Genomic DNA, 26,790 nt, shown 5'->3' with positions numbered 1-26,790 from the left:
CTTATCATGATCCCGTAGCGCAGAGGTCGCGATCGACCGGCACTGGTGTTCGGCAATCGACCTGCAACCTGTGCGCTGATGCTGCCCCATTTTTTTCCTGGAGGATTCTCCATGGATGCCTTGCTGTTATCGCGGATCCAGTTCGGATTCGTCATCGCATTCCACGTGCTGTTTCCCGCGTTCACCATCGGGCTGTCCAGCCTGCTGGCATTTCTCGAGTGGCGCTGGCTGCGCACCCGGCTGCCGGTGTGGCGCGAGCTGTATTTCTTCTGGCAGAAGATCTTCGCGGTGTCGTTCGGCATGGGCGTGGTCAGCGGCATCGTGATGGCCTTCCAGTTCGGGGCCAACTGGCCGGAGCTGAGCCGGATCGCCGGCAGCGTGATCGGCCCGTTGCTGAGCTACGAAGTGCTGACCGCGTTCTTCCTCGAAGCCAGTTTCCTGGGCGTGATGATGTTCGGCTGGGGGCGTATTTCCGAGCGCCTGCATTTTTTGGCGACCTGCATGGTTGCGCTGGGCACGCTGTTTTCCACGTTCTGGATCCTGTCGTCCAACAGCTGGCTGCAGACCCCGGCCGGCTATGAGGTGGTCAACGGCATCGTGCATCCGGTGGCGTGGCTGAAGATCATCTTCAACCCCTCGTTCCCGTACCGGCTTGCGCATATGGCGCTGGGCTCGTTCATCACCACCTGCTTCGTGGTCGGTGCGGTGGGGGCGTGGTATCTGCATCGCGGCGTGCACCGCGAGGCCGGGCTGCGCATGCTCAAGCTGGCGGTGGCCTTCGCGGCGATCACCGTGCCGTTGCAGATCTTCGTCGGCGACATGCATGGCTTGAACACGCTCAAGCACCAGCCGATGAAGATCGCGGCGATGGAAGCGCACTGGCATGACGAAGGCCAGGGCAAGGGGTTTCCGCTGGTGCTGTTCGCCCTGCCCAATGCGCAGGCCGAGCGCAACGATTACGAGGTGGCGATTCCGCGCCTGGGCAGCCTGATCCTGACCCACAGTGCGGAAGGCAGCATTGCGCCGCTGACCTCGGTGCCGGCGGCCGATCGCCCGCCGGTGCTGCCGGTGTTCTTCGCCTTCCGCATCATGGTCGGGCTGGGCTCGTTGATGCTGCTGGTGGCCTGGGTCTCGGCGTTCGCCTGGTGGCGCGGCAAGTTGCTGCAGTGGCGCTGGTTGCTGGCGACCTGGCGCTGGATGTTGCCGAGCGGCTTCATCGCGCTGGTGTCGGGCTGGTTCGTCACCGAGATGGGGCGGCAGCCGTATGTGGTCTATGGCCTATTGCGTACTGCCGATGCCGTGGGCCCGCAATCGACGTTGATGACCGCAATCTCGCTGGCGGTGTACGTGGTCGGCTATGCGTTCGTGTTCGGCTGGGGCATCTGGTACCTGGTCAAGATCGGCAAGATCGGCCCGACCCCGCATGACGCGCCGCAGCTGGACCACGGCGAACACACCCCGGCACGGCCGCTGTCGGCGGCCGACGAACCGATCGACGGAGCCGCATGATGGACATGAGCAGCGTATTGCCGGTGGCGTGGTTCGCGGTGATCGGCTTCGGGGTGCTGATGTACGTGGTGCTGGATGGCTTCGTGCTCGGCATCGGCATCCTGGCGCCGTTCCGCAAGGACGAAGCGCAGCTGGATCTGATGATGAATACCGCTGCGCCGATCTGGGACGGCAACGAGACCTGGCTTGTGTTGGGCGGGGCAGGGCTGCTGGCGGCGTTTCCCAAGGCGTATGCGGTGATTCTATCGGCGCTGTATCTGCCGGTGCTGTTGATGGTGATGGCGCTGGTGTTCCGCGGGGTGGCGTTCGAGTTCCGCTTCAAGGCGCACCGCTCGCGGCGGCTGTGGAGCAATGCCTTCGCTGCCGGCTCGATCCTGGCCACGTTTGCGCAGGGCGTGATCCTGGGCGCGCTGGTGCAGGGCCTGCCGATCGAAAACGATCGCTATGTCGGCGGCATCTGGGGCTGGTTCAGTCCGTTCGCGATGCTGACCGGCGCGGCGCTGGTGTTCGGCTACGCGCTGCTCGGCAGCACCTGGCTGATCCTCAAGACCGAAGGTCATGTGCAACAGCTCGCGCGGCAGTTGAGCCGGCCGCTGACCATCAGCGTGCTGATCTTCATCGGCCTGGTCAGCGCGTGGTTGCCGTCGCTGCAATCGCATGTGATGGACCGCTGGTTCAGCGGCGCGCATTACCTGTGGCTGATGCCGGTGCCGGTGCTGGTCGCCATCGTCGGCTTCGCGCTCTGGCGCTGCACCGAAGCGGGGCGGCCGGATACGCCGCCGTTCCTGCTGGCGATGGGCCTGTTCGTGCTCGGCTTCCTCGGCTTGGTGCTGGGCATGTGGCCGTATCTGGTGCCGCCGGTCTACACGATCTGGCAGGCCGCCGCGCCGCCGTCGTCGCAGCTGTTCGCACTGATCGGCCTGGTGGTGCTGCTGCCGCTGATCCTGGGCTACACGGTGTGGTCGTACCGCGTGTTCCGCGGCAAGATCACCGCCGATACCGGCTATCACCACTGAGCGGTCGCAGACCGCATCGGCGCGGTGCGCCGCCTGCTCAGCGCAGGCGTTGCCTGAACATCCACTCCCACATCGCCGGGTCTGCGTAGGTCGCATCCCAGGCGTTGTGGTTGCCGTCCGGATATTCGCTGTAGCGCACGTTGGCGCCGATGCCCTTGGCGGCGCGGTACAGCGCACGGTCGTCATGCGGTGGCACCGAGTCGTCCTTGGCGCCATGGAACATCCAGATCGGCACGTGTTTGAGCTGGGTGACCGCAGCGGTGTACGGGTCGGCTTCCTTGGCCACCAGGCTGACGTAGAGCGTGCGACGCTCATCGCGTGGCGCCTTGAGCGCACCGCAGATCGGCACGATCGCGGCAAAGCGCTGCGGCTGCATCAGGCCGATTTCCCAGGCGCCATAGCCGCCCATCGAGATGCCGGTGAGATAGGTGCGCTGCGGGTCGGCACCGAATTCGGCGCTGGCCGCATCCAGCGCGGCGATCGCCATGCGTGCATTGATGCCCAGCCACTCCTCGTCGTCGGGCACCTGCGGCAGCACCACCAGCGCCGGGAACTCGGCGGTGTGTTCGCTCAGGTAAGGCCCGACGCCCACTTCGGCCTGATCGCGCCCGTTGTCGCCGCGTTCGCCCGAGCCATGCAGGAACAGCACGATGGGGCGTGGTTGCGGCGCTTTGGAGGTCGGCACGAACACCTGATAGCGGTAGAGCCGTCCTTCCAGCTGCAGCGTGCGGGTGACGAAATGGCCGCGGCGCCCGTCGTGGTGGCGCTCAGCCATGCTGGAACAGCCGGCCAGCAGCAGCGCAAGAATCGCAAGAACAAGACAACGACGGATCACGCACACCCCCTGACCGATGACATACCCGCAGTATCGCCGCATGCAGCTGTGCTGGCATGTCGCATTGCGGCGATTTCTGTCGAATATTCATCTGATTGTCGCTGCGGTGTGCTCGGTGCAACGTTGATCGTCATGGCCCGACACGGCGACTACGGCAGCAGGATCAGCGTCGCCAGGCCGAGGAAGCTCAGGAACCCCATCACGTCGGTCAGCGTGGTCAGGATCACCCCGCCGGCCAATGCCGGATCGAAGCCAAGGCGTTTCAGCGTCACCGGGACCAGCACCCCGCCGAATGCGGCGGTGAGCATATTCAAGGTCAGCGCGGTGCCGATCACCAGCGACAGCATCGGCTGCTGGAACCAGGCCAGCACGATCAGGCCCAGGCCCACGCCCAGTACCAGGCCGTTGATCAGCGCGACGGTGAGCTCCTTCTTGAGCAGGGTCATCACGTTGGAAGAGCCGATCTGGCCCAGCGCCAGGCCGCGCACCATCAGGGCCAGCACCTGGGTGCCGGCGTTGCCGCCCATGCCGGCGACGATCGGCATCAACGCCGCCAGCGCCACCAGCTTCTCGATCGTGCCTTCGAAGCGGCTGACCACACTGGATGCAATGAACGCGGTACACAGGTTGATGCCCAGCCAGATCAGGCGGCGGCGGAAGGCGCGCCGCGCCGGGCTGAACATGTCCTCGTCCTCGTCCAGACCGGCCGCGCTCATGGCCTGGTGTTCGGCCTGTTCGCGGATGATGTCGACCACGTCGTCGATGGTGATGCGGCCGAGCAGGATGTTGTTGTCGTCCACCACCGGCGCGGAGATCCAGTCGTGGTCCGAGAAGCGCCGTGCGACCTCGTCGGAGCCATCGCCGACATCGATCGCCGGTTGTTCGTCGTCGATCAGGCGATTGACCGGCGTGCTGTCCTCATGAGTGACCAGCGCGGCCAGTGACACGCGGCCCAGGTACTGATGGCGCCGGCTCACCACATACAGGTGATCTGTGTGGTCGGGCAGCTCGCCGCGCAGGCGCAGATAGCGCAGCACCACATCGACATTGACGTCGGCACGCACCGTCACCACGTCCGGATTCATCAGGCGGCCGGCAGTGTCCTCCGGGTACGACAGCACCTGTTCGAGCCGCTCGCGGTTCTCGCGGTCCATCGACTTGAGCACTTCGTCGATGACGGTGTCGGGCAGGTCTTCGACCAGATTGGCCAGATCGTCGATGTCGAGGTCTTCGACCGCGGCGACGATCTCGTCGGTGTCCATGTCGGCCAGCAGGCTTTCGCGCACTTCATCGCCGACATGCAGCAGCACCTCGCCGTCGTCTTCCGGGTCGACCAGCCCCCACACCACTTCGCGCTTGCCGGGCGGCAGCGACTCCAGCAGGTTGCCGATCTCCGCCGGCGCCAGCGTATTGACCAGCCGGCGTACCGGGCCCAGGCGTCCGCTATCGAGCGCATCGGACAGCAGTCGCAGCTGGCGCGCGGTCTTGTCGTGGCGGACGGCTTCGGCCATGCGCGGCTCCCTGGAAGAGTGGACACGTCCCGATGGAAGACGCGCTGCTGAGTCAGCACGGCATTATCGCTTGCGCACGGTGACGAAACATACAGTGCCGCTCGCAACGCGTTAGAACATCGCCTGCGCGATGACGCGATCGCTCAGCGCGCCAGGCCCTGCGCGACGGTAGTCAGCCACTTCTCGATGCCTTTGCGGTCGCGCGCGCGCAGCAGCTTGTCACCCTGCACGCGCAACTCGCCCAGGTGGATGTCGCGCACCGCACGGCGCACTTCCAGCAGCGTGGCCGGATGCAGGCTGAACTCGGTGAGCCCCAGCGCCAGCAACATCGGCACGAAGCGCGGGTCGCCCGCGATCTCGCCGCACACCGCCACCGGCTTGGCGTAGGCGCGCCCGGTGGCGATCACCTGCGCGATCAGGCGCAGCACCGCCGGATGCAACGGCGAATACAGCTCGCCCAATGCCTCGTTGTTGCGATCCACCGCCAGCAGGTACTGCACCAGATCGTTGGTACCGATCGACAGGAAATCGATGTCGTCGATAAAGCAGTCCAGCGCCAGGGCCGCAGCCGGCACTTCGATCATCGCGCCCAGCGGGATGTGCTCGGCGATCTCGTGGCCTTGCTCGCGCAATTGCGCGGCCAGCTTCTTGATCTGCCGGCGCAGCAACTGGACCTCCTCGCGGCCGCTGACCATCGGCACCAGGATGCGCACCGGTCCGTAGCCGGAGGCGCGCAGGATCGCGCGCAACTGCGCCTGCGCCACCGCAGGGCGGGCCAGCGACAACCGCACCCCGCGCAAGCCCAGCGCCGGGTTGTCCTCATCGCTCAAGGTCAGGCCGGTGCGGTCGGCCTTGTCGGCGCCCAGATCCAGGGTGCGGATGGTGACCGGTCGCCCGCTCATGCCCAGCACGGTGTCGCGATAGGTGTGGAACTGTTCTTCTTCGTCCGGCAACTCGCTGCGCTGCAGGAACAGGAATTCGGTGCGATACAGGCCAAGGCCGCTGGCGCCGAGCGCGTGCGCCCTGGCCACGTCCTCCAGCGATTCGGCATTGGCCAGCAGCGTGATATCGACGTTGTCGCGCGTGCGCGTGGGTTTGGAGCGCAGCCGTCCGAGTTCGCGCTGTTCCTTGGCCAGCGCGCGCAGGCGCTCGCGGTAGTCGCGCAGATGCTCGGGCTTGGGGTCGACGATCACCTGGCCCGAGCCGGCATCGACGATCAACACGTCGCCATCGTCGATTCGCTGGACCGCATCGCTCACCCCCACCACCAGCGGCAGGTGCAGGCTGCGCGCCAGGATCGCGCTGTGCGACAGCGCGCTGCCGGCGGTGGTGACGATGCCGACCACCCCTTGCGCCTGCAGCTGCGCCAGCTCCGACGGCGCCACGTTGTCGCAGACCAGGATCTCGCCGGCCACGCCCTTGAGGTCGGGCGCGCGCTTGTGCAAGAACGCATGGATGCGGCCGATGACGTGATCCAGGTCGTCCATGCGGCTCTTGAGGTAGGCGTCCTCCATGCCGTCGAACACCGCCGCCAACCGGTCGCGCTGCACGCGCAAGGCGTAGTCGGCGCTGTAGCGGTGGGTGCGGATCAACTCGTCCAGGCCTTGCAACAGCTCCGGGTCGTCGAGCAGCAGCGCATGCAGTTCGAGGAACTCGCCGACCTCGCGCGCAAGCGCGCCATGCAGGCGGTCGCGCAGCTGCTGCATCTCGGTGCGTGCTGCCTCGATCGCCACGTGCAGACGCTGCAGCTGGGTTTCCACCTGGCTGGCGGGCACGCGTTGCTCGGCCACTTCCAGCGTGTGGCTCTGGCGCACGCGCGCGCGTCCGAGTGCGTTGCCGCGCGAGGCGGCATGTCCACGCAAACGCAGGCTCATATGCGGCCCTGGCGCGGACGCGCCCTGTCGGTCAGCCCCGCACCGACGCGGCGCATGCTCAGCTGTCCTCGTCGAAACGACGCTCGAACAGGTCCACCAGCGCCTGCAGCGCTTGCGCTTCGTCCTCGCCATCCAGCCGCACCACCACGCTGGTGCCCTGGCCGGCGGCCAGCAGCATCACGCCCATGATGCTCTTGGCATTCACCTCGCGGCCCTTGGCCGCCAGGGTGGCGTTGCTGCGATAGGACGATAGCGTCTGCACCAGCTTGGCGGTTGCCCGCGCATGCAGTCCGAGTCGGTTGGAAACTATGAGTTCGCGTTCAAGCATCGTCGATGATCGCTCCGTTGCGGGTGCCTGCCGCCGCGGTGGCGGGCAGCTCCTGCAATCCTTGTTCGGGGTAGTTCATCACCCGCAGCAGCATCGGCAGGCTGAGCGCGGACACCCGGCGAACCGGCGTGCCGAGCTTTGCCAACCGGCTGGCGAGATTGCTGGGGCTGGCGCCGTACAGGTCGGTCATGACCAGCACGCCGTCGCCGCTGTCGACCCGTCGCATCGCCGACGAGGCCTGGGGCAACAAGGCGTCCAGGTCTGCATCGAGCGGCACATCGAACGCTTCGGTCTTCAGCGGCAACTGCCGCAACAGCCCCGTCGCCACGTTCAACAACGCCGCGCCGATGCCGGGATGAGTAATGAGGAGAATGCCACAGGCCATGCCGAAACGTTAACAGGTCGGCATGACCGCGCGATAGCGTTTGCCGACACCGATGTGTTGCGAAATGAATAGCCGTTTAGGACCGCTGCAGCGTGTCGCATGCAGCGCATGCAGCAAGCGCGCCGCTGACCACATGGCAATGATCGCGACGCCCGCAGTCTGCCGATGCGAACCGCATCACAAGCGAACGCTGCAGCGCGCACTTGCCAGGCAGTCCCCGATCAGAACGCGCAGACGAATGCACCGATCAAAAGTTTTTCCCGCAGACCCACTGCCTGCGCCAGTCCGAACAATCTGCGCCCGCAGCAAGACAGGGAAGCAGCAGTGACAAGGACGGCCTGCAGCTCCAAATGAGCCACCAAGATCAAACCCTCGACAGCAAGCGCGGGGCAGGGACCCGATGCCGAGGCCAACCAGCAAGGCCAAGCTTCAAAGCACAGCTGTCATCGACCGTTCGCACATTCCAAGCCGCATGACACCGCTTTGACGATTCCCCAATCCCGATTCCCCAATCCCAGCCCTTCAATCCTGCTCACGATGAAACGTCGCCACCTCCGGCCAGCCCTGCTCGCGCGCATGCCGCGCCATGCGTTCGGCCAGATACACCGAGCGGTGCTTGCCGCCGGTGCAGCCGAAGGCGATGGTCACGTAGCTGCGGGTGTCGTTGCGCAGTCGTGGCAGCCAGGTGTCGAGCAGGTCCACGATCTGCGCGCTGTAGCGCACCACGTCCGGTTCCTTGTCCAGATACTCGCGTACGCCGGCATCGCGGCCGGTCAGCGGGCGCAGTTCCGGGTCCCAGTGCGGATTGGGCAGGACGCGCGCATCGAACACGAAGTCGGCCTCGGCCGGCACGCCGCGTTTGTAGGCGAACGATTCGAACAGCAGCGACAGCCGGTCGCTGCTGCCGAGCGCGAACTCGGTGACCACGCGGCGACGCAGCTGGTGCACATTGAGCGCGCTGGTGTCGATGATGGCATCGGCCTGCGTGCGCAGCGGTTCGGTCAACTGCCGCTCGCGGGTGATCGCTTCCGGCAAGGCCAGGCCGAGATGGCTGAGCGGGTGGCGGCGGCGGGTATCGGCGTAGCGCTTGATCAGCGCCTCGTCGCTGGCCTCGAAAAACAGCAGCCGCGCCTCGATGCCGTATTCCTGCGCGGCCTGGCGCCATTGCGCCAGCTGGGTCAGGTCGCTGCGGCTGCGTACATCGATGCCCACCGCCAGGCGCTGGTCGCCGAGCGGGTTGCCGCGCAGGCGGCTGCGCACGAAATCCGGCAGCAGTTCCACCGGCAGGTTGTCCGAACAGTAGTAGTCCAGATCCTCGAAGGTCTTCAACGCAACCGATTTGCCCGAGCCGGACAGCCCGCTCACGATCATCAACGTGGAGGGCGCAATACTCATGGCGTGCGTCGCTCCAGCAGGTTGCTGTGGCGGGCGATGAACATCGCCGCCGGGTCGATGCCCTTGGTGCGCAGGATATGCAGGCGCGTGGCCGCTTCGGTCAGCACCGCCAGATTGCGCCCGGGCATCACCGGCAGGGTGATCAGCGGCACGTCCAGATCCAGCACGTGCCGGCTGCCGGAATCGCCGGTCAGGCGTTCGTAGCCGGACGGGGTGGGCTCGGTCATCGGGCGGGTCAGGTGCACGATCAGGCGCAGGTACTTGTTCTTCTTCACCGCGGTGTCGCCGAACATGTCGCGCACGTTCAATACGCCCAGGCCGCGCACTTCCAGCAGGTCCTGCAGCAGTTCCGGGCAGGTGCCGTCGAGTACGTCGGGGGCGATCTGGGTGAACTCGGGCGCGTCGTCGGCCACCAGCCGGTGACCGCGGCTGAGCAGCTCCAGCGCCAGCTCGCTCTTGCCCGAGCCGGCCTCGCCGGTGATCAGCACGCCGATCGAATAGATCTCCATGAACACGCCATGCAGCGTGACCCGCGGTGCCAGCGTGCGCGCCAGGTGGTAGGAGAGGTGATTGAGCAACTCGTGGCCGCGCTTGGGCGAGATCCACAGCGGCGTGTTGGATTCGTCGGCGGCCGCGCGCAGGTCTTCCGGGCAGGACTGGTTCTTGCTGATCGCCAGCGCCAGCGGCTGCACCTGGATGATCTTCTCGATGGTTTCCCAGCGTTGCCGCGCATCCAGCGAGTCCAGCCAGGCCAGCTCTTCGGTGCCCAGGATCTGCACCTTGTTGGGATAGATCACGTTGAGATAGCCGGCCAGCGAGGGGCGGCGTGCGTTGTTGCTGCCGGCCTCGATCTCGCGGTGCTCGCCTTTCTGGCCCGCCACCCAGCGCAGCGCCAGCTTGTCGCGTTGCTGGTCGAACAGTTCGCGTGCGGTGATGCTGGTATTCATGCGGCGCTGGCCTGTGCTGGCGGTGCGTCGGTGAGCAGCGCCATCAAGGCGTCGGCATTGGGGGCGGCGCGCAACTGCTGACGGAAGTCCGCGTCGGAAAACCGCTCGGCCAGTTCCGACAGCAGCATCAGATGCTGGTGGGTGTAGTGCGCAGGCACCGCCATTGCAAAGATCAGGTCCACCGGCTCGTCACCACCGAAGGCCACCGGGGTGTCCAAGCGCAGCAATGCGCCACGCGGCTCGGTGAGGTTGGGGCAGCGCCCGTGCGGGATGGCGATGCCGTGGCCGATGGCGGTGCTGCCCAGGGCCTCGCGTTCGCACAGGTTGGCGTAGAGCTCGTCGGCACCGGCCTGGCGGCAGGACAGCAGGTCGGCGGCGGCATGCAGGACGGTGTCGCGATCGGCGGCCGGCGACACCACGGTGCGCACGGCCGCCATCAGATCGGTTAAAGGCATGAGGGCATCAAGCGGGAAGCGTCATGCGGGATTGTCGCGCACCTCGCGTGCATGGTGGTTACATTTCTTTTCCTTGTGCTTGAGCACCAGGCGGTCGAGCTTGTCGACCAGCAGGTCAATGGCCGCATACATGCTGGAGCCGCTGGCATCTGCATGCAGGGTGCGACCGGGGAGGTTGACGGTGGCGACCACGTGATGGTCTGGCTTGCGAACGGCCAGCTGGGTTCGGACTTCACAGTGCTGGTCGAAATGGCGCTGCAATCGCTGCAGCTTGCTTGCCACGTACTCCCGCAGCGCGGGGGTCACTTCAAGCTGGTGGCCATACGTCTCGATACGCATCGGATACCTCCATTGGTCGGTGGGCCAATGAACCTTTCCGGTGCTCCGACTTACCCGGCGCAGGCCGGCGTTGCGGTGGGTGCAACGTCAGGCGATACGGACGCGTTCGTGGGAGGCGGAAATGTTCATGGCCTCACGATACTTCGCAACGGTGCGCCGCGCCACTGGTACGCCGGAAGTTTTCAGCAGATCGGCCAACTTGGCGTCGGACAGCGGTTTGCGCGGGTTTTCCGCCTCGATCAGGCGCCGGATCATGGCCTGGATGGCGGTGCTGGAAGCCTCGCCGCCGCTGTCGGTGTCGATGCCGGAGGCGAAGAACGAGCGCAGCGCGATGGTGCCGCGCGGGGTGCGCACGTATTTGCGCGCGATCGCGCGGGAAATGGTGGATTCGTGCAGGCCGAGCTCGCCGGCGATCTCGCGCAGGGTCAGCGGCCGCAATGCCTGCGCGCCGAATTCCAGGAACCCGGCCTGGTGCTGCAGCAGGCAGCGCACCACCCGCAGCAGGGTCTCGCCGCGCGCCTCCAGGCTCTTGAGCAGCCAGCGCGCCTCCTGCAGCTGGCCGCGCAGGTAGCCGGCGTCGGACTCGCCGCAACTGCGGATCAGGTTCTCGTAGCCGCGGTGGATGGTGACCTTGGGCTGCGCGCGGCCGGCCAGCGAGGCCCGCCAAACGCCACGCTGGCGCCAGATCACGCAGTCCGGTACCACGTAGGTGTCCTGCGACAGGTCGCCGATCTGCTTGCCCGGGCGCGGGTCCAGCGAGCGCACCAGCTGGACCGCCTGCTCGACATCGGCGGTGGAGCGCTTGAGTTCGTGCGCCAGGCCGGCCACGCCGCTGCGCGGCAGGCGCTCCAGCGGGCCGGCGACGATCTGCAGCGCCAGCTCGCGCCCCGGAGTGGCCGGGTCGAGCACCGCCAGCTGCAGTGCCAGGCATTCGCCCAGAGTGCGCGCACCCACGCCGACCGGGTCGAAGCGCTGGATCTGGTGCAGCACGGTCAGGACTTCGGCCTCGTCCACCGTCGCACCGAGCGCCAGCGTTTCCAGAATCGCCGACAGCGGCTCGCGCAGGTAGCCGTCCTCATCCAGCGCATCGATCAGCAGCGCGCCGATCTGGCGGTCGCGCGGCGACAGCGGGGACAGGTGCAGCTGCCACAGCAGGTGGTCGGCCAGGGTTTCGGATTCGGCCACGCGCTCGGCGGCATCGCCGGATTCGTCGTCGTCGAAGCTGCCGCCGCTGCCCGAGCCGGTCCACTGCAGTTCGTCCTGTGACCAGTCGTCATCGCGCTCGGCCGGTGCCGGTTCCTCACGCGGGGTGTCGTCGGTGGAGGCGGCCGACGACGCGTCCACCGGCAGCTCGTTGGCCGCATGCGCGGCCTCGTCGGCCCATTCCAGCAGCGGATTGGTCTCCACCGCTTCGGCGATTTCCAGTTCCAGCTCGGTGGTGGACATCTGCAATAGCTTGATCGCCTGACGCAACTGCGGCGTCATGACCAACTGCTGTCCTAGCGATGTCTGGAGCCGGGCTTTCATGCGGGCACTGACTGGAAGAATCGATGGCGCGGCGACGCGCTCAAAGGCGGAAAGTTTCCCCCAGATACACGCGACGGACGTCGGGATTGGCTAGCAGCGCATCTGGTGCCCCCTGCGCCAGCACGCCCCCCTCGGCGAGAATATACGCGCGGTCGCAGATTCCCAAGGTTTCGCGCACGTTGTGATCGGTGATCAGCACGCCGATGCCGCGTTCCTTGAGGTGGATGATGATGCGCTGGATCTCGCCGACCGAAATCGGATCGACACCGGCAAAGGGTTCGTCGAGCAGCATCATGCGCGGCTTGGCCGCCAGCGCCCGCGCAATCTCGCAGCGCCGCCGCTCGCCGCCGGACAGGCTGGCGCCGAGCTGGTCGGCCACATGGGTGATCTGCAGCTCTTCCAGCAGCGAGACCAGCTCCTTCTCGCGGCCGGCGCCATCCAGCTCTTCGCGCAGCTCCAGCACCAGGCGGATGTTGTCGGCCACGGTGAGCTTGCGGAAGATCGACGGCTCCTGCGGCAGATAGCCGACACCGAGCTTGGCGCGGGCGTACATCGGCTCGGCGGTGAGGTCGCGGCCGTCCAGCTCGATACGCCCGGCATCGGCCTCGACCAGGCCGACGATCATGTAGAAGCAGGTGGTCTTGCCGGCACCGTTGGGGCCGAGCAGGCCGACCACCTCACCGGCCTCGAGCGTGAGACCGAATTCCTTGACCACTTCGCGTTGCTTGTACTTCTTGCGCAGACCGGTGGCGACCAGCATTACTTCTTCCCCTGCGGCTTGGCCGCGGGCTTGGCGGCCGGCGTCGCCGCAGGCGCTGCTGCCGCCGGCGCTGCGGTCTTGGGCTGGATGATCGTACGCACGCGGCTGCCGTCGCCGCCGCTCTGCATATTGCCGGTCTTGGTGTTGTAGACCATGCGCTGGCCGGCGTTGGTGCCCTTGGGCGAGTCGACCTTGTAATTGCCGGTCAGCACGATGACTTCGTTGGCGACCTGGTACTCGATGTTGTCGGCCTGGCCGTTCATCATCGCGCCATCGTCCATCTGCTGCTTCAGCGTGGCCTGCTTGCCGGTCAGCACGACGCGGTCGGTCTGGCCGTTCTTCTGGAAGATGTCGGCTGTGTCGGCGTGGATTTCCAGTGTGCCCTGGGTGATCACCACATTGCCGCTGAAGCGGCACTTGCCGCTGTCGTCGAGCATGTTGCAATCGTTGGCATTGGAGTCGATCGCCATCGGCTGATTGCGGTCGCTGGTCTTGGCCATCGCAAGGGCGGGCAGCAGCAGCGCGGCAAACGCCAGTTTAGCGGGCAGCATTCGGTTCATAGCGGGTCTTGACCTGGGAAAGGAGCTTGTACTGGCGTGATTTGAGATCGGCCTCGAAGCCGACCCCGCTCTGCATGATACCCGGCCGGCTCATGCTCACCGGGGCCGCGGTCTTGGCGAGGTTCTGCTTCGGGAACACGTCCAGGCTCTGGGTGCGGAACGTGGTCGGCGGGGTCGCGCCGCCGGTGGGGCTGTCGCCCTCGACGTCGCCGCGCAGGCGCAGCTCGTCGCCCGTGGGGCTGATCCAGCCGGTCTTGGAGCGCAGCGTCCACGGTTGATTGGTGTTGTCAGGCAGCAGGAACACCGGGGTGGTGACCTCGGAAGTGCGATCGGCGCGGTTGCGATGCATCTCCGGCGCGCGCAGCGTCATCGATTCCTTGCCGGTTTCCTTGTCCAGCGCAATCAGTTCGAAGTCGCGCAGCACGTAGTCGGCGCGCGCATCGTCTGTCGCCGCGGCGACCGGCCGCGCGCGCTGCTGCCACGCCGACCAGCCGGAAATCACCGCGGCGGCGAACAGCGCCACGCCCAGGGTGGTGCGCCAGTTCCAGCTCATGCGGAGAACCTTTCGATGATGCCCTCGACCTGACCCTGCGCGGCCAGCACCACATCGCAGACCTCGCGCGCGGCGCCTTCGCCGCCACGTGCCCGGGTATGCCACTGCACGCGCTCGGCGATCCACGGATGCGCGTTGGCCGGTGCCACCGGCAGGCCGACCGCCAGCAGGGCCGGCAGGTCCGGCAGGTCGTCGCCCATGAACAACACCTGGTCCAGCGACAGGCCATGCTCCTGGCAAAGAGCCAGCACTGCCAGGCGCTTGTTCTTGACCCCGATCTGCACGTGCAGGCCCAGATCCTGGCCGCGCTTTTCCGCCGACAGGCTGGCGCGCGCGGTGATCAGCGCGACATGGATGCCGGCATGGTCGAGCTGCTTGAGCCCCTGGCCGTCGAGCACATTGAACGACTTGCTCTCATTGCCGGCATGGTCGTAATAAAGACGGCCGTCGGTCAGGGTGCCGTCGACGTCGAAACAGGCCAGGCGGATACGCGCGGCGCGGTCGGTGATGTCGGCGGGCAGGTGTTGCAGAGGGGAATAGGGCATCGGCACGAATCGGTGAGAACGGGGTTCCAACGGTAGAAAACTGAACCTGTTAAACCACTTTGGCGCGCAACAGGTCGTGAATGTTCAATGCGCCCACCGCGCGCTGCTGCGCGTCAACCACGATCAAACCGTTGATCTTGTAATCCTCCATCAGCCGTGCGGCTTCGGCGGCCAGCTGGTCTGCGCCGATGGTGCGCGGGTTGCGCGTCATCACCTGGGCAATGCCGGCGCTGCGCACGTCGATGTCGCTGTCCAGCGCACGGCGCAGGTCGCCGTCGGTGAACAGGCCGATCAGGCGCCCGTCCGCGTCCACCACGGCAGTCATGCCCAGCCGCTTGCGGCTCATTTCCATCAGCGCCTCGCTCAGGCTGGCGTCCTCGCGCACGCGCGGCAGGTCATCGCCGCTGTGCATCACGTCGGTGATGTGCAGCAGCAGGCGCCGGCCCAGGCTGCCGGCCGGGTGCGAGCGCGCAAAATCGTCGGCGGTGAAACCGCGCGCGTCCAGCAGCGCCACGGCCAGCGCGTCGCCCATCGCCAGCGAGGCGGTGGTGCTGGAGGTGGGTGCCAGATGCAGCGGGCAGGCTTCGGCCGACACGCTCACGTCCAGGTGCACGTCGGCGGCCTGCGCCAGCGAGGAGTTCGGGCGCCCGGTCATGGCGATGATCGGGTTGCCCTGGCGCTTGAGCACCGGCAGCAGCATGCGCACCTCGTCCGATTCGCCGGAGTAGGACAGCGCCAGCACGATGTCGGCCTCGGTGATCATGCCCAGGTCGCCGTGCCCGGCCTCGCCCGGATGCACGAAGAACGCCGGCGTGCCGGTGGAGGCCAGGGTGGCGGCGATCTTGCGCGCGATATGCCCGGACTTGCCCATGCCGGTGGCCACCACGCGCCCGCGCGAGGCCAGTACCAGCCGGCAGGCCGCGGCGAAGTCGCTGCCGATCCGCGCGCCCACGCTGGCCAGCGCCTCGCGCTCGATCTCCAGCACGCGCTGGCCGCTGGCGACCAGGCTGGCGTCGCTGACGGTGGCGGAGGGCAGGTGCGAGACGGCCATGCGGGACTCGGGTGAAGAGTAGAATGTGCGCTCATTTTATGAGGAAACGCCCTTTGGACGCCGAAACCATCCGTAAACTCATCGAATCCGGCTTGCCCGAAGCCCGCGTCGACGTGCACGGCGACGACGGCGTGCACTTCGAGGCGACCGTGATCAGCCCCGCATTCGCCGGCAAGGCCCCGTTGGCGCGCCATCGCATGGTCTACGCGACCCTGGGCGAGCTGATGGGCGGCGCGATCCACGCGCTGCAGCTCAAGACGCTGACGCCCGACGAAGGCTGAGCGTCAGTCGGGTCCTGGCTGGTCGGGCTGCGCCTGCGCCCCGACTGCCAGCGGCCCGGCCGGCTCCTGGCGACGCTTCCCATTCCCCCGACATCCCTTTTCGGATTCCCCAAGCTCCCATGGCAAAAATCGTAGTGACCGGCGGCCAAGCGCTGCACGGTGAGGTCAATATTTCCGGCGCCAAGAACGCGGTGCTGCCGATCCTGTGCGCGACCCTGCTGGCCGATGCGCCGGTGGAGATCAGCAACGTGCCGCATCTGCACGATGTGATCACCACGGTGAAACTGCTCAGCGAACTGGGCGCCGAGGTCACCATCGACGAAGGCACGCTGGCCAAGGGTCGCTCGATCCTGGTCGACCCGCGCTCGGTCACCCACCAGGTCGCGCCCTATGAACTGGTCAAGACCATGCGCGCCTCGATCCTGGTGCTCGGCCCGCTGCTGGCGCGCTACGGCACCGCCGAGGTGTCGCTGCCCGGCGGCTGCGCGATCGGCTCGCGCCCGGTCGATCAACACATCAAGGGCCTGCAGGCGCTGGGTGCGGAGATCAGCGTGGAGAACGGCTACATCAAGGCCACCAGCAATGGGCGCCTGAAGGGCGGCCGCTACGTGTTCGATATGGTCAGCGTCACCGGCACCGAGAACGTGCTGATGGCCGCCGTGCTGGCCGAAGGCACCACCGTGCTGGAAAACGCGGCGATGGAGCCGGAAGTCACCGACCTGGCCGACTGCCTGATCGCACTCGGTGCGCAGATCGAAGGCGCCGGTACGCCGCGCATCGTGGTGCAGGGCGTGGAGCGCCTGGGCGGCGGACACCATGCGGTGCTGCCGGATCGCATCGAGACCGGCACCTTCCTGGTCGCCGCGGCGATGACCGGCGGCAGCGTCAGCGTGCGCCGCGCCCGTCCGGACACCCTGGACGCGGTGCTGGACAAGCTCACCGAAGCCGGTGCCAGCATCACCACCACTGCCGACAGCATCACGCTGGACATGCACGGCAAGCGCCCGCGTGCGGTCAACCTGACCACCGCGCCGTACCCGGCGTTCCCCACCGACATGCAGGCGCAATTCATGGCGCTCAACTGCGTGGCCGACGGAGTGGGCGTGATCAACGAAACCATCTTCGAAAACCGCTTCATGCACGTCAACGAACTGCTGCGCCTGGGTGCGGACATCCAGGTCGAAGGCCATACCGCGATCGTGCGCGGCGCCGAGCGCCTCAGCGGCGCGCCGGTGATGGCGACCGATCTGCGCGCGTCGGCATCGTTGATCCTGGCCGGCCTGGTCGCCGACGGCGACACCACCATCGATCGCATCTACCACCTGGACCGTGGCTACGAAAACATCGAGGAGAAGCTGGGGGCGCTGGGCGCGACCATCCGGCGCATCGCATGATCCTGCGCGGGCGCTTCACCACCCGGCGCAAGATCCTGCTCGGCGTGATCGTGCTGATCCTGGCGTGGCTGGCCTATGCCTGGTCGGTGGGCATGGCGATCACCCAGGGCGTCGAGTTCAAGGACATGGACTGGAACAACGACGGAACCGCCAGCCGCGACGAGATCGCGCAGTCGTTCTATGCAGTGGCGGTCAAGAAGACCGTCGAAGGCAAGCGCCATTGCGACCTGTTCTACTGGCGCAGCACCGGCGAGCAGATCCGCGTGGACTGCCGCACGGTGTTCTCCAGCGGCGACGACAAGGCGGCGGCCAAGCCCTGAGTCGAGCGTTTCTGCGTGCTGCGCAGCGTCCGCCGCACGCCGATCGGAAGGAAGAAGCCCGGCTCGCAGCCGGGCTCTTCATCGCTGTGGGAGGCAGGATGCCGGGAGAGCAAGTCCCATGCCCTGGTAGGAGCGTGCCCGCGCGCGACGGGGCGTTACCGATAAAGCCCCGTCGCGCGCAGGCACGCTCCTACCAGGCGTGCCTGGCGCTTAGCGCAGGCCCTTGATGGTCAGATCCAGCGCGTCCTGGCCTTTTTCCTTCTGCAGCAGGCGTGCCGGCACCGGCAGGTCCTTGACCACCCAGGCGATCAGTTCCTTGTCGCCGTCCACGCGCGACACCTTGGTCGCCTGTTCCTGCTTGCCGTTGACGGTGATGGTTTCCTTGCCGACCACCTTGTAGCTCATCGGCTTGATGCGGCCTTCGTCGACCATGCGGTAGTTCAGCGGCTTGCCGGCGGCCAGGTCGCGGGTAATGGCCAGGTTGATCAGCAGCGCATCCATGTCGCCGGGCTGCAACTTCACCGGGCCACGACGGTCCGGCTTGATGTCGCCGCCCCAGGTCGCCTGGCTGGTTTTCCAGTCGTAGTTGGCGGTGACGTTGCGGCGCTTGACCATCATCGACGAGGTGTCGTTGCTGCTGACCGGACGCAGTTGGCCGTTGCTCTCTTCGAACACCGTGCTCTGGGTCAGGTTGGCCAGCTGGTTCTGGATGGTGAGCGTATAGCGCCACTGATTGGCGCCGGCGGTGGCCAGGGTCATGGTGCCGTTGGCCTGCATGCCCATGTAGTTGGCCGAATAATCGGCCTGGAACGGCTGCATGGCGAACGCGGGCAAGCTGGCCACGGCCAGTGCAGCAGCGGCGATCAGCGAACAGGTGCGGGAAACAGTGTGCATGGGTCAGGCTCCTTGGTATTCGACCAGGCGTAGATCGACCTGATCCTCACCTTTGTCACGTTGCAGGATGCGCACCGGCGTGGGAACGCCGTTGGCGATCCAGAGGATGGTTTCGTTGTCGCCGCTGTTGACGCGGTACACGCGCAACGCGTCGTAGCTCAGGTCGCCGACCTGTACCACTTCGGTGGCATCGGCGACCTTGTAGTCGTACTTGCGCACCCGGCCGACATCGACGTAGCGATAGCTCAGGCTGCGTCCGGGTTGCGCGTCGCGCATCAGCGACAGGTTCAGCGACAGCGCGCTCTGGTCGCCGCGCTGCAGGGGAATCGCCTGCTGGCGCTCCTTCTTCAGATCGCCGTCCCACTGGGCGCTGGCGGTTTGCCAGTTGTAGACGCCGGTGACCTTCTTGCCGAAGAACATTGCCTTGCGCACCGTGCTCTGGCTCAACGGTACATAGGTGTCGCCATCGACACGGAAGACCGTGCTCTGTTCCAGATTGAGTCCCAGGATGCTGGCAAAGCCCTTGCGGCCGCGCACCGACATGTCGATACGCCACTGGCTGCCTTCGCCGTTGCTGACCTGCATGGTGGCATCGCCGGCTTCCTTGCCGCGGTAGAACGCCTGGTAGGTGGCCACGAAGGGTTGCAGTGGCGGCGGCGTCCAGGTGCTGGCAGGCAGGGCCGCTGCAGAGGCCGGTACCGCTGGCGCCGCCGCAGCTGGAGCAGGAGCCGCTGGCGCAGGCACGGCAGGCGCCTGTTGCGCACGGCCGGCACCGGCCGGGGCGAGCAGGGCGGTGGTCAACAGCGCGGTCGCGATCGGGAGGAGTTTCATGCGCTGGGAGGGAGGCACGGGGCCGCCAGGATGTCCGAGACAGGATGAGGAGGGCGTATCCGCATTCAGGCGAAGGCGGTGTCAGCGGACTCTAGTCGCAGTGGCGTAAACAGGCACTGACCGTCGATATGGACGCCATCGCCACGCACCTCCACGCGCCCACTGGCGAGCAGGTCCAGCGTGGCCAGCAGCAGCGGGTGTTCGCGCGCCAGCACGCGCGCGGCCAGCTGCTCGGCGCTGTCGTCGGGCAGCACCGGCACGTGCGCCTGCGCGATCACCGTGCCGGCATCCAGCTCCGGCACCACCAGGTGCACGCTGGCGCCATGTTCGGTATCGCCTGCTTCCAGTGCGCGGGCATGGGTATGCAGGCCGCGGTATTTGGGTAGCAGCGAGGGGTGGATGTTGAGCATGCGCCCGGCAAAGCGGCGCACCAGCGGCTCGCCGAGGATGCGCATGTAGCCGGCGCAGATCACCCAGTCCGGCTGCGCGGCGGCGATTGAATCGCCCAGCGCAGCGTCGAAGGCCGCACGGTCGGCAAAGTCGCGCGGGCTGGCGCTCCAGCGCAATGCCTCATCGACCTTGTGCAGTGCCGGCGCCTGCGGGCGGTCGGAAAACACGCCGACGACCTCGGCCGGCAGCCGGCCGCTGCCGATGGCATCGAGGATGGCCTGCAGGTTGCTGCCACGGCCGGAGGCCAGGACGGCCAGACGCAGGCTCACGGGGCTGGATTCGCTGAAGTCATGGGGCAGGGCGCGTCACGCAGCGGTGGCGGTCGGCGCGAACAAGGCCTTGACCTGCGGGCGCAGCAGCACCACCAGCGTAAACACGCCGACGACGGTACCGAACGGCATGAAGGAGCAGGAAATGCCGGCCACGATCAGGCACAGCAGATGCCGTCTGCGCTGGGCGATGCAGCGGCCAGCGTAGGCCATGAACGCCGCCAGCGTCAGGCCGCAGCCAATGAACACAGCCGCGAACACCACGAAGAACCAGCCGAACAATCGCGGATCCATCGATGGTGCGTCCGCACTGGCATGTGTCATGGGCAGGTGCCCGGTGATGATTGCAATTCCCATGAACAGATGGATCAACGGGAAAAGCGAAAACAGCGCAGTGATCGCGGCCAGCACATAGTGAAAGACCGACAGCAGTTTCAGGTGCTGGAGATCGTCAGCGCTGGCCGATGCCGGCAGTGCGCGTGGGGAAGCGTCCATGCAGCTCTCCTCGATCAACCGATCCGCACGCGCTCGTCGCCCTGCGCCGGGACCACCTGGCCGATGCGCCAATGCGCCAGCGACTGCTCATCCAGTGCCTGTTCCAGCGCGGCAGCCTGCTCGGGTGCGGCGATCAGCACGAAGCCGATGCCGCAATTGAAGGTGCGCCACATTTCGGCATCGGCCACCGCGCCTTCGCGCTGCAGCCAGGCGAACACCGGCGGCAGCGTCCAGGCCTTGGCGTCGATGTCCAGGCCCAGGCCGTCGGGGATCACCCGGATGATGTTTTCGGTCAGCCCGCCGCCGGTGATGTGCGCCATGGCGTGGATCGTCTCGCCGTGCGACTTGAGCAGCGCCAGGATCGGCTTGACGTACAGCGCGGTGGGCGCCATCAGCGCATCGATCAGCTTGACGCCGTCGTCCAGCACCAGCTCGGCGGGTGAGCCGGCACGTTCGTAGATCTTGCGGATCAGCGAGTAGCCATTGGAATGCGGGCCGGACGAGGCGATGCCAATCAGCACGTCGCCCGCGCGCACCTGCGCGCCGTCCAGCAGCTGCGATTTTTCCACCGCGCCGACGGTGAAGCCGGCCAGGTCGTACTCGCCCGGCGGATACATGTCGGGCATCTCGGCGGTTTCGCCGCCGATCAGGGCGCAGCCGGACAGCTCGCAGCCGCGCGCGATGCCGCCGACCACCGCCGCGGCGGTGTCCACGTCCAGCTTGCCGGTGGCGAAATAATCCAGGAAGAACAATGGCTCAGCGCCCTGCACCAGCACGTCGTTGACGCACATGCCGACCAGGTCGATGCCGATGGTGTCGTGCCGGCCCAGCTGCTGCGCCAGCTTGAGCTTGGTGCCGACGCCGTCGGTGCCGGACACCAGCACCGGCTCCCGGTACTTGCCGGACAGGTCGAACAAGGCGCCAAAACCACCCAGGCCGCCCATCACCTCTGGCCGGAAGCTGCGCTTGACCAGCGGCTTGATACGTTCGACCAATGCATTGCCGGCATCGATGTCGACACCTGCCTCACGGTAGGTCATGGGCGAGGGATTGGAAGGCGTTGGGCTGGTCACGGGCGGGGAGGGCTCGGCTGTAAAGGCGGCGATTTTAGCAGCCACGTTGGCGCTGGCGTCCCATTCGGGCAACAATTCACCCGGATACGCTTACGTCATGGAACCGTCGATGCGCCGCAGTCTCGCTTTCTTTCTCGCCCTCGTGGTCGCCATGCCCCTCGCGCCAGCCTTTGCGCAGGCCGATCTACGCACCGAAGGCGACGTCGCCAAGGCGCAAAGTGCCTACGAGGCCGAAGTGCCGGTCAACAGCCAGAGCGAGTCCGATCGCCCCGGTGCGCTGGCGCGCGCGCTCGGTGCGGTGCTGGGCAAGGTCTCCGGCGACCGCGGCGTGATGAGCCGCCCCGGCGTCTCGCAGGCATTGCGCGGCGCGCCGGGCTATGTCGAAAACTACGATTACCGTCAGGACCAGGGCACCTCGCGCACCGGCGCGCCGACCTTCCGCACCGTGCTGGTGGCGCGCTTCCGGCAATCTGACGTGGATGGCCTGATCGCCGCACTGGGCCTGCCGGTGTGGCCGCTGCCGCGGCCCAAGCCGGTGCTGTGGCTGGCCATCGACGACGGCAGCGGCCCGCGCCTGGTCGGCGTGGGCCAGGCCAATGCCGCGCGCAGCGTGCTGGACCGGGCGATCGAGCGCGGCTACCGGCTCGGCCTGCCCGGCGGTGCCGCCGCCGAGCAGGTGCTGGCCGGCGCGATCTGGCGCAAGGACACCGCCACGGTGGCACGCGCATCGGCCAAGTACAGCCCGCCGATGCAGTTGATCGGCAAGCTCTACCGCAATGACGCCGGCTGGACCGCCGACTGGGTCTTTGTCGACAACGGCAACGTGCTGTCCAGCTGGACCAGCAGCGACGCCGACGCGCGTCGCGCGATGGCTGCCGGTGCCGACGGCGCCGCCGATGCGCTGGTCAAGCGCTACGCCAAGCGGGTGGATTCGGGTGTGCCCGGGGTTTACCGCGCGGTGATCACCGGGATCGGCAGCGCCGACGATTACCTGCGCGTCTCTGCCGCATTGCAAGGCGTTTCGGTGGTGCGCAGCATCCGCCCGGTCAGCGCCAATGGCGACCGCATGGAAGTGGACCTGGAATTGCTCACGGGCATTTCCGGCCTCAACCGTATGCTCGGCGACAACAGCCCGTTGGTGCCCGTGTCGGTGCCGACCGAGGGCCCGATCATTCTCGAAAACGAGCACGCCGAGTACCGCCTGAAATGACTTTGACTCCCGAAGCCGAGATCGCCCTGTTTCTGCGTCGCCTGAAATGGGTGGCGGTGACTGTCGGCGTGCTGTGGGTGGTATCGCTGCTGTCGCCGATCCTGACGCCGTTCGTGCTGGCGCTGCTGCTGGCCTGGCTGGGCGACCCGCTGGTGGACCGTATCGAGCGCGCCGGCCGCTCCCGCAACATCGCGGTAGTGCTGGTATTCGTGCTGGCGCTGCTACTCTTCGTGCTGGCACTGATGATCCTGGTGCCGATGATCGAGCGCCAGATCATGACTCTGATCGACGCGCTGCCGCAGATGCGTGCCTGGGCCATCAGTACCGCGATCCCGTGGCTGGAAGCCAAGACCGGCGTGGAGCTGATGGGCTGGCTGGACCCGGAGCGCCTGATCGACTGGATCCGCAGCCACTGGGAGCAGGCCGGCGGCGCCGCCAAGACCTTCTTCGGCTACGTGCAGCGGTCGGGCTTTGCGATGGTGACCTGGGTGATCAACCTGGCGTTGCTGCCGATCCTGGCGTTCTACTTCCTGCGCGACTGGGACCGCCTGGTCGAGCGTGTGGCCGCGGTCATTCCGCGCGCCTACATCGGCACCGTGAGCCGGCTGGCGCAGGAATCCAACGACGTGCTGGGTGGCTTCATCCGCGGCCAGTTCCTGGTGATGCTGGCGCTGGGGGCGATCTACGCCGCCGGCCTGTCCATCATCGGGCTCAATCTGGGCCTGTTGATCGGCATCATCGCCGGCCTGATCAGCTTCATTCCGTATCTGGGCGCCACCACCGGCATCGTGCTCGCCCTGCTGGCGGCGGTGGTGCAGGCGCAGGGCTTCGACCTGAAGCTGCTGATCGGCGTCGGGGTGGTGTTCACCGTCGGCCAGCTGCTGGAAAGCTATGTGCTGACGCCGCGCATCGTCGGCGACAAGATCGGCCTGCATCCGGTGGCGGTGATCTTCGCGGTGATGGCGGGCGGCCAGTTGTTCGGCTTCCTCGGCATGCTGCTGGCGCTGCCGGTGGCGGCGGTGGCCAATGTGCTGCTGCGCTATGCGCATGAGCAGTACACGCGCAGCGATCTGTATGCGGGCGAACGTGCCGGCATCGTGTTGCAGTCCACCAACGAGCGCAGCGTGATCATCGACCCAGGCAAGGACACCGATCGGCTGTGAGCGTTCCGCAGTTGCCACTGGCGCTACGCGCGCCGCCCGATCAGCGATTCGATAGTTACATCGCCGCGCCCGACGGCCTGCTGTCGCAGCTGCAGGCGTTGGCGGTCGGGCAGGTGAGCGACTGGCTGTATCTGGCCGGCCCCGCCGGCACCGGCAAGACGCATCTGGCGTTGTCGGTGTGCGCGGCCGCCGAGCAGGCCGGGCGCGCCCCGGCGTACCTGCCTCTGCATGCTGCCACTGGCCGCTTGCGCGATGCGCTGGAAGCGCTGGAAGGGCGCAGCCTGGTCGCACTGGACGGCGTGGAAAGCATTGCCGGGCAGCGCGACGACGAAGTGGCGCTGTTCGATTTCCACAACCGCGCGCGCGCTGCTGGCACCACCTTGCTGTACACCGCGCGGCACATGCCCGACGGCCTGGCCTTGGTGTTGCCGGATCTGCGCTCGCGGCTGTCGCAATGCATCCGCATCAGCCTGCCGGTGCTCGACGACGCAGGGCGCGCGGCGGTGTTGCGCGATCGTGCGCAACGGCGCGGACTGGCGTTGGACGAGGCGGCAATCGACTGGCTGCTGACCCATAGCGAACGCGAACTGGCAGGACTGGTGGCATTGCTGGACCGGCTGGATCGCGAATCGCTGGCTGCCAAGCGCCGCATCACCGTGCCGTTCCTGCGGCGGGTGCTGGAGGATCGCGGCTCTTCGAGCGGCTGACGGAATTACTGCGCTCAGCGCTAGGTAGGCGCAGGTTGCTTAGCGCTTGCCATCTGCACATCTATCGCCGTGTCCGGGCATTCGAGGCACATCGCCTGAAGCTTGTAGAGCAGCTGATCTGCGGGTTGGCTGCAGGGCCCTTGCCCGCCCCACCGTCGCGGGACACGCCGCAAGTACGTCCTTGTAGGCGCTTACGCGGCATCCATGCCGCGTAAGGTCCCGCGACGGTAGGCGGGCAAGGACCTGTCGGGATGGGCGGTGCGCATGGACAAGAGCAGGAGCGGCGCCGGCAGTTTGGCTGCAAGTCCGTCGAGATGGTCGGTGTTTGGGGTTCGAGCAATGCGCGACGCGCGGCCCGGAATTTGCAGGGGCGTGGCTGCGATCAGCCGCCGTCGTGCAGCAACCGGGCATCCAGCTCCGCCAATCGCTGCGGCGTGCCGACATCGGTCCAGCGCCCGGCATGGTGGATGCCATCGATCAGACCTGCCGCCATCTGCGCGCGCAGGATCGGCGCCAGCGCAAAGCGCGGCGCGGTGCCGGTGTGCTCCGGGAGCTGGCCGATGACCGATTGCCAATCGCGCAGCAACGCCGGTCGATACATGCCGATGCCGGCGTAGGTCAGCGTTGCGGGTAGATCTGCGCGCACCTTGCCATCGGCATCCAGCGCAAAGTCTGCGCGCGCTGCATAGGCGGGTTGATCGACCAGCACCAACTGCGCCAGGCCCGCCGGCGCAACCGACAGCCGCGCGAAATCGAAATCGGTCCAGATATCGCCGTTGACCAGCAGGAACGGGGCATCGCCCAGCAACGGCAACGCGTGCAGCATGCCGCCGCCGGTTTCCAGCGGGGTGTCGCCCTCGAAGGAGTACGTCAGCCGCAGCCCGAACGCGCTGCCATCGCCCAGTCCCTGTGGAAACTGCTCGGCCAGCCACGAGGTATTGATTACCACCTCGTCCACGCCCAGCGCGGCTAGCTTGCGCAGATGCCAGACGATCAGCGGTGTGCCGCCGACCGACAGCAGGGGCTTGGGCGTGCGCTCGGTCAACGGACGCATGCGCTCGCCGAAACCGGCGGCGAAGATCAGTGCCTTCATGCGCCGGTCTGCGCGGAGCGTGCCGCCAGGGCAGGTTTGACCAGGTCTTCCAGCAGGCCGATCAGTGGCGCGAGCTCGGGATGACGCGGCAACACCTCGTCCAGATACACAATGAAACGCGGCACGTTATCCAGATACCAGTGCTTGCCGTCGCGATGGCTCAGGCGCGAGAAGATGCCGAGATTCTTCAAGTGCCGCTGCACGCCCATCCAGTCCGCATCGCGCAGGAATTGCGCCAGCGGCGGCACCGGTAATCCAGCCGCTGCGGCACGCGCGTGGTAACGCTCCAGCCAGCCATCCACGCGCGGCAGCGGCCAACTCACCGAGGTGTCCTTGAACAGACTGATCGGGTCGTAGGCGATCGGCCCGATCACGCAATCCTGGAAGTCCAGCACCGCCGGCCCGTCGCCGACCGGCATTAGATTGCGCGGCATGAAATCGCGGTGGGTAAAGACGCGCGGCTGCGCCAGTGCGTTGTCCATCAAGCGGCGCTGCACCAACTGCAGTTGTTCGGCCTGGCCGCAATCCAGCTGCAGGCCCAGGTGGCGACCAAGAAACCATTCTTCGAACAATCCGGCATCGCGTAGCAGCAGCGCCTCGCCAAACACGCCGCTGTCGGCGGGCGGCGCAATCCGCTGCAGCAGCAGCAACTGGCTGATCGCAGCATCCAGCAACGCGTCGGCATTGGCGTCGGTCAGCACCTGCGCCAGGGTCGGCACACCCAGGTCTTCCAGCAGCAGGAAGCCGATTTCAAGATCCTGCGCAAGCACCTGCGGCACCCGCACGCCGTGGGTGCCGAGCAGGGCGTGCATGCGCAACCAGGGCGCCACGTTTTCCAATGCAGGTGGCGCATCCATCAGGATGCGGTCCACGCCGCGTCCTTGGGTACGCCAGTAACTGCGGAATCCCGCATCGACCGAGGCACGCTGCAGCGTGACCTCAGGGTCGTTCAACGCCTGCCGCGCCCATTGCAGACGAAGCGCAGCGCGCGCGGTATCGGGAGTCAACGATGACGTCATG

30 protein-coding genes and 1 pseudogene are annotated in these 26,790 nt (G+C 66.8%); 9 read left to right on the top strand and 22 right to left on the bottom strand.

All coding sequences use genetic code 11. The annotated features are described in order from the left end of the window. Positions 1-111: 111 nt before the first annotated feature. Complete coding sequence (locus ACCQ04_RS14390; protein ID WP_024938732.1) at positions 112-1,509, top strand: cytochrome ubiquinol oxidase subunit I; 1,398 nt, start codon at positions 112-114, stop codon at positions 1,507-1,509. Further along, positions 1,509-2,525 carry a cytochrome d ubiquinol oxidase subunit II gene (gene cydB / locus ACCQ04_RS14385; RefSeq protein WP_039515200.1) on the top strand — a complete coding sequence of 339 codons (1,017 nt, stop codon included), beginning with the start codon at positions 1,509-1,511 and terminating at the stop codon, positions 2,523-2,525. The genes ACCQ04_RS14390 and cydB overlap by 1 nt, the downstream gene beginning before the upstream one ends. Positions 2,526-2,562: 37 nt before the next feature. Here cydB and ACCQ04_RS14380 read toward each other — a convergent pair whose 3' ends face one another. From ACCQ04_RS14380 to ACCQ04_RS14360, 5 genes are all read right to left on the bottom strand, one after another. Beyond that, on the bottom strand, positions 2,563-3,402 hold the full coding sequence (locus ACCQ04_RS14380) for a carboxylesterase family protein (RefSeq protein ID WP_065032588.1): 840 nt from the start codon (positions 3,400-3,402) through the stop codon (positions 2,563-2,565). A gap of 107 nt (positions 3,403-3,509) precedes the next feature. Next, positions 3,510-4,871, bottom strand: a complete 1,362-nt coding sequence (gene mgtE / locus ACCQ04_RS14375) for a magnesium transporter (protein WP_024938734.1) — start codon at positions 4,869-4,871, stop codon at positions 3,510-3,512. Positions 4,872-5,014: 143 nt separating this feature from the next. After that, positions 5,015-6,745 (bottom strand): phosphoenolpyruvate--protein phosphotransferase, encoded by a 1,731-nt coding sequence (gene ptsP / locus ACCQ04_RS14370; protein WP_024938735.1) that lies wholly within the window; start codon positions 6,743-6,745, stop codon positions 5,015-5,017. A 58-nt stretch (positions 6,746-6,803) separates the two neighbouring features. Next, positions 6,804-7,073: an HPr family phosphocarrier protein gene (locus tag ACCQ04_RS14365; protein ID WP_016904613.1), complete on the bottom strand. Its 270-nt coding sequence runs from the start codon at positions 7,071-7,073 to the stop codon at positions 6,804-6,806. After that, entirely contained in the window at positions 7,066-7,389 is a 324-nt protein-coding gene (locus tag ACCQ04_RS14360) for a PTS sugar transporter subunit IIA (protein WP_369920304.1), read from the bottom strand. The genes ACCQ04_RS14365 and ACCQ04_RS14360 overlap by 8 nt, the downstream gene beginning before the upstream one ends. Here ACCQ04_RS14360 and ACCQ04_RS14355 point away from each other — a divergent pair. After that, positions 7,279-7,530: pseudogene (locus ACCQ04_RS14355) on the top strand (GNAT family N-acetyltransferase); the annotation flags it as partial. The gene ACCQ04_RS14360 and the pseudogene ACCQ04_RS14355 sit on opposite strands and share 111 nt — an antisense overlap. A gap of 450 nt (positions 7,531-7,980) precedes the next feature. On the opposite strand, the gene rapZ reads toward ACCQ04_RS14355, so the two are convergent. The 10 genes from rapZ to ACCQ04_RS14305 all read right to left on the bottom strand — a co-directional run bounded on the left by rapZ (position 7,981) and on the right by ACCQ04_RS14305 (position 15,590). Then, positions 7,981-8,853, bottom strand: coding sequence for an RNase adapter RapZ (gene rapZ, locus ACCQ04_RS14350; protein ID WP_039526172.1), 873 nt, complete (start codon positions 8,851-8,853; stop codon positions 7,981-7,983). After that, positions 8,850-9,800 (bottom strand): HPr(Ser) kinase/phosphatase, encoded by a 951-nt coding sequence (hprK, locus tag ACCQ04_RS14345; RefSeq protein ID WP_016904610.1) that lies wholly within the window; start codon positions 9,798-9,800, stop codon positions 8,850-8,852. Before hprK ends, rapZ begins: the two co-directional genes overlap by 4 nt. Then, complete coding sequence (locus ACCQ04_RS14340; RefSeq protein ID WP_026064839.1) at positions 9,797-10,255, bottom strand: PTS sugar transporter subunit IIA; 459 nt, start codon at positions 10,253-10,255, stop codon at positions 9,797-9,799. Before ACCQ04_RS14340 ends, hprK begins: the two co-directional genes overlap by 4 nt. 21 nt (positions 10,256-10,276) lie before the next feature. After that, a complete protein-coding gene (hpf, locus tag ACCQ04_RS14335; protein WP_016904608.1) occupies positions 10,277-10,594 on the bottom strand; it encodes a ribosome hibernation-promoting factor, HPF/YfiA family in 318 nt (105 codons plus the stop codon). Between the two features lie 87 nt (positions 10,595-10,681). Next, positions 10,682-12,121, bottom strand: a complete 1,440-nt coding sequence (locus tag ACCQ04_RS14330; RefSeq protein ID WP_166770658.1) for an RNA polymerase factor sigma-54 — start codon at positions 12,119-12,121, stop codon at positions 10,682-10,684. Between the two features lie 40 nt (positions 12,122-12,161). Then, on the bottom strand, positions 12,162-12,881 hold the full coding sequence (gene lptB, locus ACCQ04_RS14325; RefSeq protein ID WP_016904606.1) for an LPS export ABC transporter ATP-binding protein: 720 nt from the start codon (positions 12,879-12,881) through the stop codon (positions 12,162-12,164). Further along, a complete protein-coding gene (lptA, locus tag ACCQ04_RS14320; protein WP_102251576.1) occupies positions 12,881-13,441 on the bottom strand; it encodes a lipopolysaccharide transport periplasmic protein LptA in 561 nt (186 codons plus the stop codon). Before lptA ends, lptB begins: the two co-directional genes overlap by 1 nt. Further along, the gene (gene lptC / locus ACCQ04_RS14315) at positions 13,419-13,994 is read right to left on the bottom strand and encodes an LPS export ABC transporter periplasmic protein LptC (protein ID WP_039526175.1); all 576 of its coding nucleotides are present in this window, start codon (positions 13,992-13,994) and stop codon (positions 13,419-13,421) included. Before lptC ends, lptA begins: the two co-directional genes overlap by 23 nt. Continuing rightward, positions 13,991-14,539, bottom strand: coding sequence for a KdsC family phosphatase (locus tag ACCQ04_RS14310; RefSeq protein ID WP_024938741.1), 549 nt, complete (start codon positions 14,537-14,539; stop codon positions 13,991-13,993). Before ACCQ04_RS14310 ends, lptC begins: the two co-directional genes overlap by 4 nt. 49 nt (positions 14,540-14,588) lie before the next feature. Continuing rightward, complete coding sequence (locus ACCQ04_RS14305; protein WP_024938742.1) at positions 14,589-15,590, bottom strand: KpsF/GutQ family sugar-phosphate isomerase; 1,002 nt, start codon at positions 15,588-15,590, stop codon at positions 14,589-14,591. A 53-nt stretch (positions 15,591-15,643) separates the two neighbouring features. Between ACCQ04_RS14305 and ACCQ04_RS14300 the strand changes: the two genes are divergently transcribed. The 3 genes from ACCQ04_RS14300 (at position 15,644) to ACCQ04_RS14290 (ending at position 17,585) form a co-directional block, all read left to right on the top strand. Further along, positions 15,644-15,871: a BolA family protein gene (locus ACCQ04_RS14300; protein ID WP_016905061.1), complete on the top strand. Its 228-nt coding sequence runs from the start codon at positions 15,644-15,646 to the stop codon at positions 15,869-15,871. 119 nt (positions 15,872-15,990) lie between these two features. Continuing rightward, entirely contained in the window at positions 15,991-17,265 is a 1,275-nt protein-coding gene (gene murA, locus ACCQ04_RS14295) for a UDP-N-acetylglucosamine 1-carboxyvinyltransferase (RefSeq protein ID WP_102251577.1), read from the top strand. Beyond that, a complete protein-coding gene (locus ACCQ04_RS14290) occupies positions 17,262-17,585 on the top strand; it encodes a hypothetical protein (RefSeq protein WP_046343664.1) in 324 nt (107 codons plus the stop codon). The genes murA and ACCQ04_RS14290 overlap by 4 nt, the downstream gene beginning before the upstream one ends. A gap of 210 nt (positions 17,586-17,795) precedes the next feature. On the opposite strand, the gene ACCQ04_RS14285 is transcribed toward ACCQ04_RS14290, so the two are convergent. From ACCQ04_RS14285 to purM, 5 genes are all read right to left on the bottom strand, one after another. Beyond that, positions 17,796-18,479 carry a DUF3108 domain-containing protein gene (locus ACCQ04_RS14285; RefSeq protein WP_226427250.1) on the bottom strand — a complete coding sequence of 228 codons (684 nt, stop codon included), beginning with the start codon at positions 18,477-18,479 and terminating at the stop codon, positions 17,796-17,798. Positions 18,480-18,482: 3 nt separating this feature from the next. After that, entirely contained in the window at positions 18,483-19,310 is an 828-nt protein-coding gene (locus ACCQ04_RS14280; RefSeq protein WP_226427249.1) for a DUF3108 domain-containing protein, read from the bottom strand. A gap of 65 nt (positions 19,311-19,375) precedes the next feature. Continuing rightward, positions 19,376-20,029 carry a phosphoribosylglycinamide formyltransferase gene (gene purN, locus ACCQ04_RS14275; RefSeq protein WP_226427248.1) on the bottom strand — a complete coding sequence of 218 codons (654 nt, stop codon included), beginning with the start codon at positions 20,027-20,029 and terminating at the stop codon, positions 19,376-19,378. A 36-nt stretch (positions 20,030-20,065) separates the two neighbouring features. After that, positions 20,066-20,524 (bottom strand): hypothetical protein, encoded by a 459-nt coding sequence (locus tag ACCQ04_RS14270; protein WP_024938747.1) that lies wholly within the window; start codon positions 20,522-20,524, stop codon positions 20,066-20,068. 14 nt (positions 20,525-20,538) lie between these two features. Next, complete coding sequence (purM, locus tag ACCQ04_RS14265; RefSeq protein WP_226427247.1) at positions 20,539-21,672, bottom strand: phosphoribosylformylglycinamidine cyclo-ligase; 1,134 nt, start codon at positions 21,670-21,672, stop codon at positions 20,539-20,541. A 22-nt stretch (positions 21,673-21,694) separates the two neighbouring features. Between purM and ACCQ04_RS14260 the strand changes: the two genes are divergently transcribed. Genes ACCQ04_RS14260 through hda form a run of 3 tightly spaced genes read left to right on the top strand, consistent with a single transcriptional unit; the run spans position 21,695 to position 24,677 of the window. Then, positions 21,695-22,807 carry a DUF2066 domain-containing protein gene (locus ACCQ04_RS14260; RefSeq protein WP_046343651.1) on the top strand — a complete coding sequence of 371 codons (1,113 nt, stop codon included), beginning with the start codon at positions 21,695-21,697 and terminating at the stop codon, positions 22,805-22,807. Further along, positions 22,804-23,970, top strand: a complete 1,167-nt coding sequence (locus ACCQ04_RS14255; RefSeq protein ID WP_016904627.1) for an AI-2E family transporter — start codon at positions 22,804-22,806, stop codon at positions 23,968-23,970. Before ACCQ04_RS14260 ends, ACCQ04_RS14255 begins: the two co-directional genes overlap by 4 nt. Then, entirely contained in the window at positions 23,967-24,677 is a 711-nt protein-coding gene (hda, locus tag ACCQ04_RS14250; protein WP_102581288.1) for a DnaA regulatory inactivator Hda, read from the top strand. Before ACCQ04_RS14255 ends, hda begins: the two co-directional genes overlap by 4 nt. A 382-nt stretch (positions 24,678-25,059) precedes the next feature. Here hda and murU read toward each other — a convergent pair whose 3' ends face one another. Together murU and ACCQ04_RS14240 are read right to left on the bottom strand one after the other, a co-directional pair. After that, complete coding sequence (gene murU / locus ACCQ04_RS14245) at positions 25,060-25,770, bottom strand: N-acetylmuramate alpha-1-phosphate uridylyltransferase MurU (protein ID WP_226427246.1); 711 nt, start codon at positions 25,768-25,770, stop codon at positions 25,060-25,062. Then, positions 25,767-26,789 carry an aminoglycoside phosphotransferase family protein gene (locus ACCQ04_RS14240; RefSeq protein ID WP_226427245.1) on the bottom strand — a complete coding sequence of 341 codons (1,023 nt, stop codon included), beginning with the start codon at positions 26,787-26,789 and terminating at the stop codon, positions 25,767-25,769. Before ACCQ04_RS14240 ends, murU begins: the two co-directional genes overlap by 4 nt. Position 26,790 lies beyond the last annotated feature (1 nt).

This window comes from Xanthomonas sp. NCPPB 2866, assembly GCF_041475745.2.
Taxonomy (GTDB): domain Bacteria; phylum Pseudomonadota; class Gammaproteobacteria; order Xanthomonadales; family Xanthomonadaceae; genus Xanthomonas; species Xanthomonas arboricola.
The sequence above is the reverse complement of the archived record's forward strand: the minus strand, read 5'-3'. Positions and strand labels throughout refer to the sequence as shown.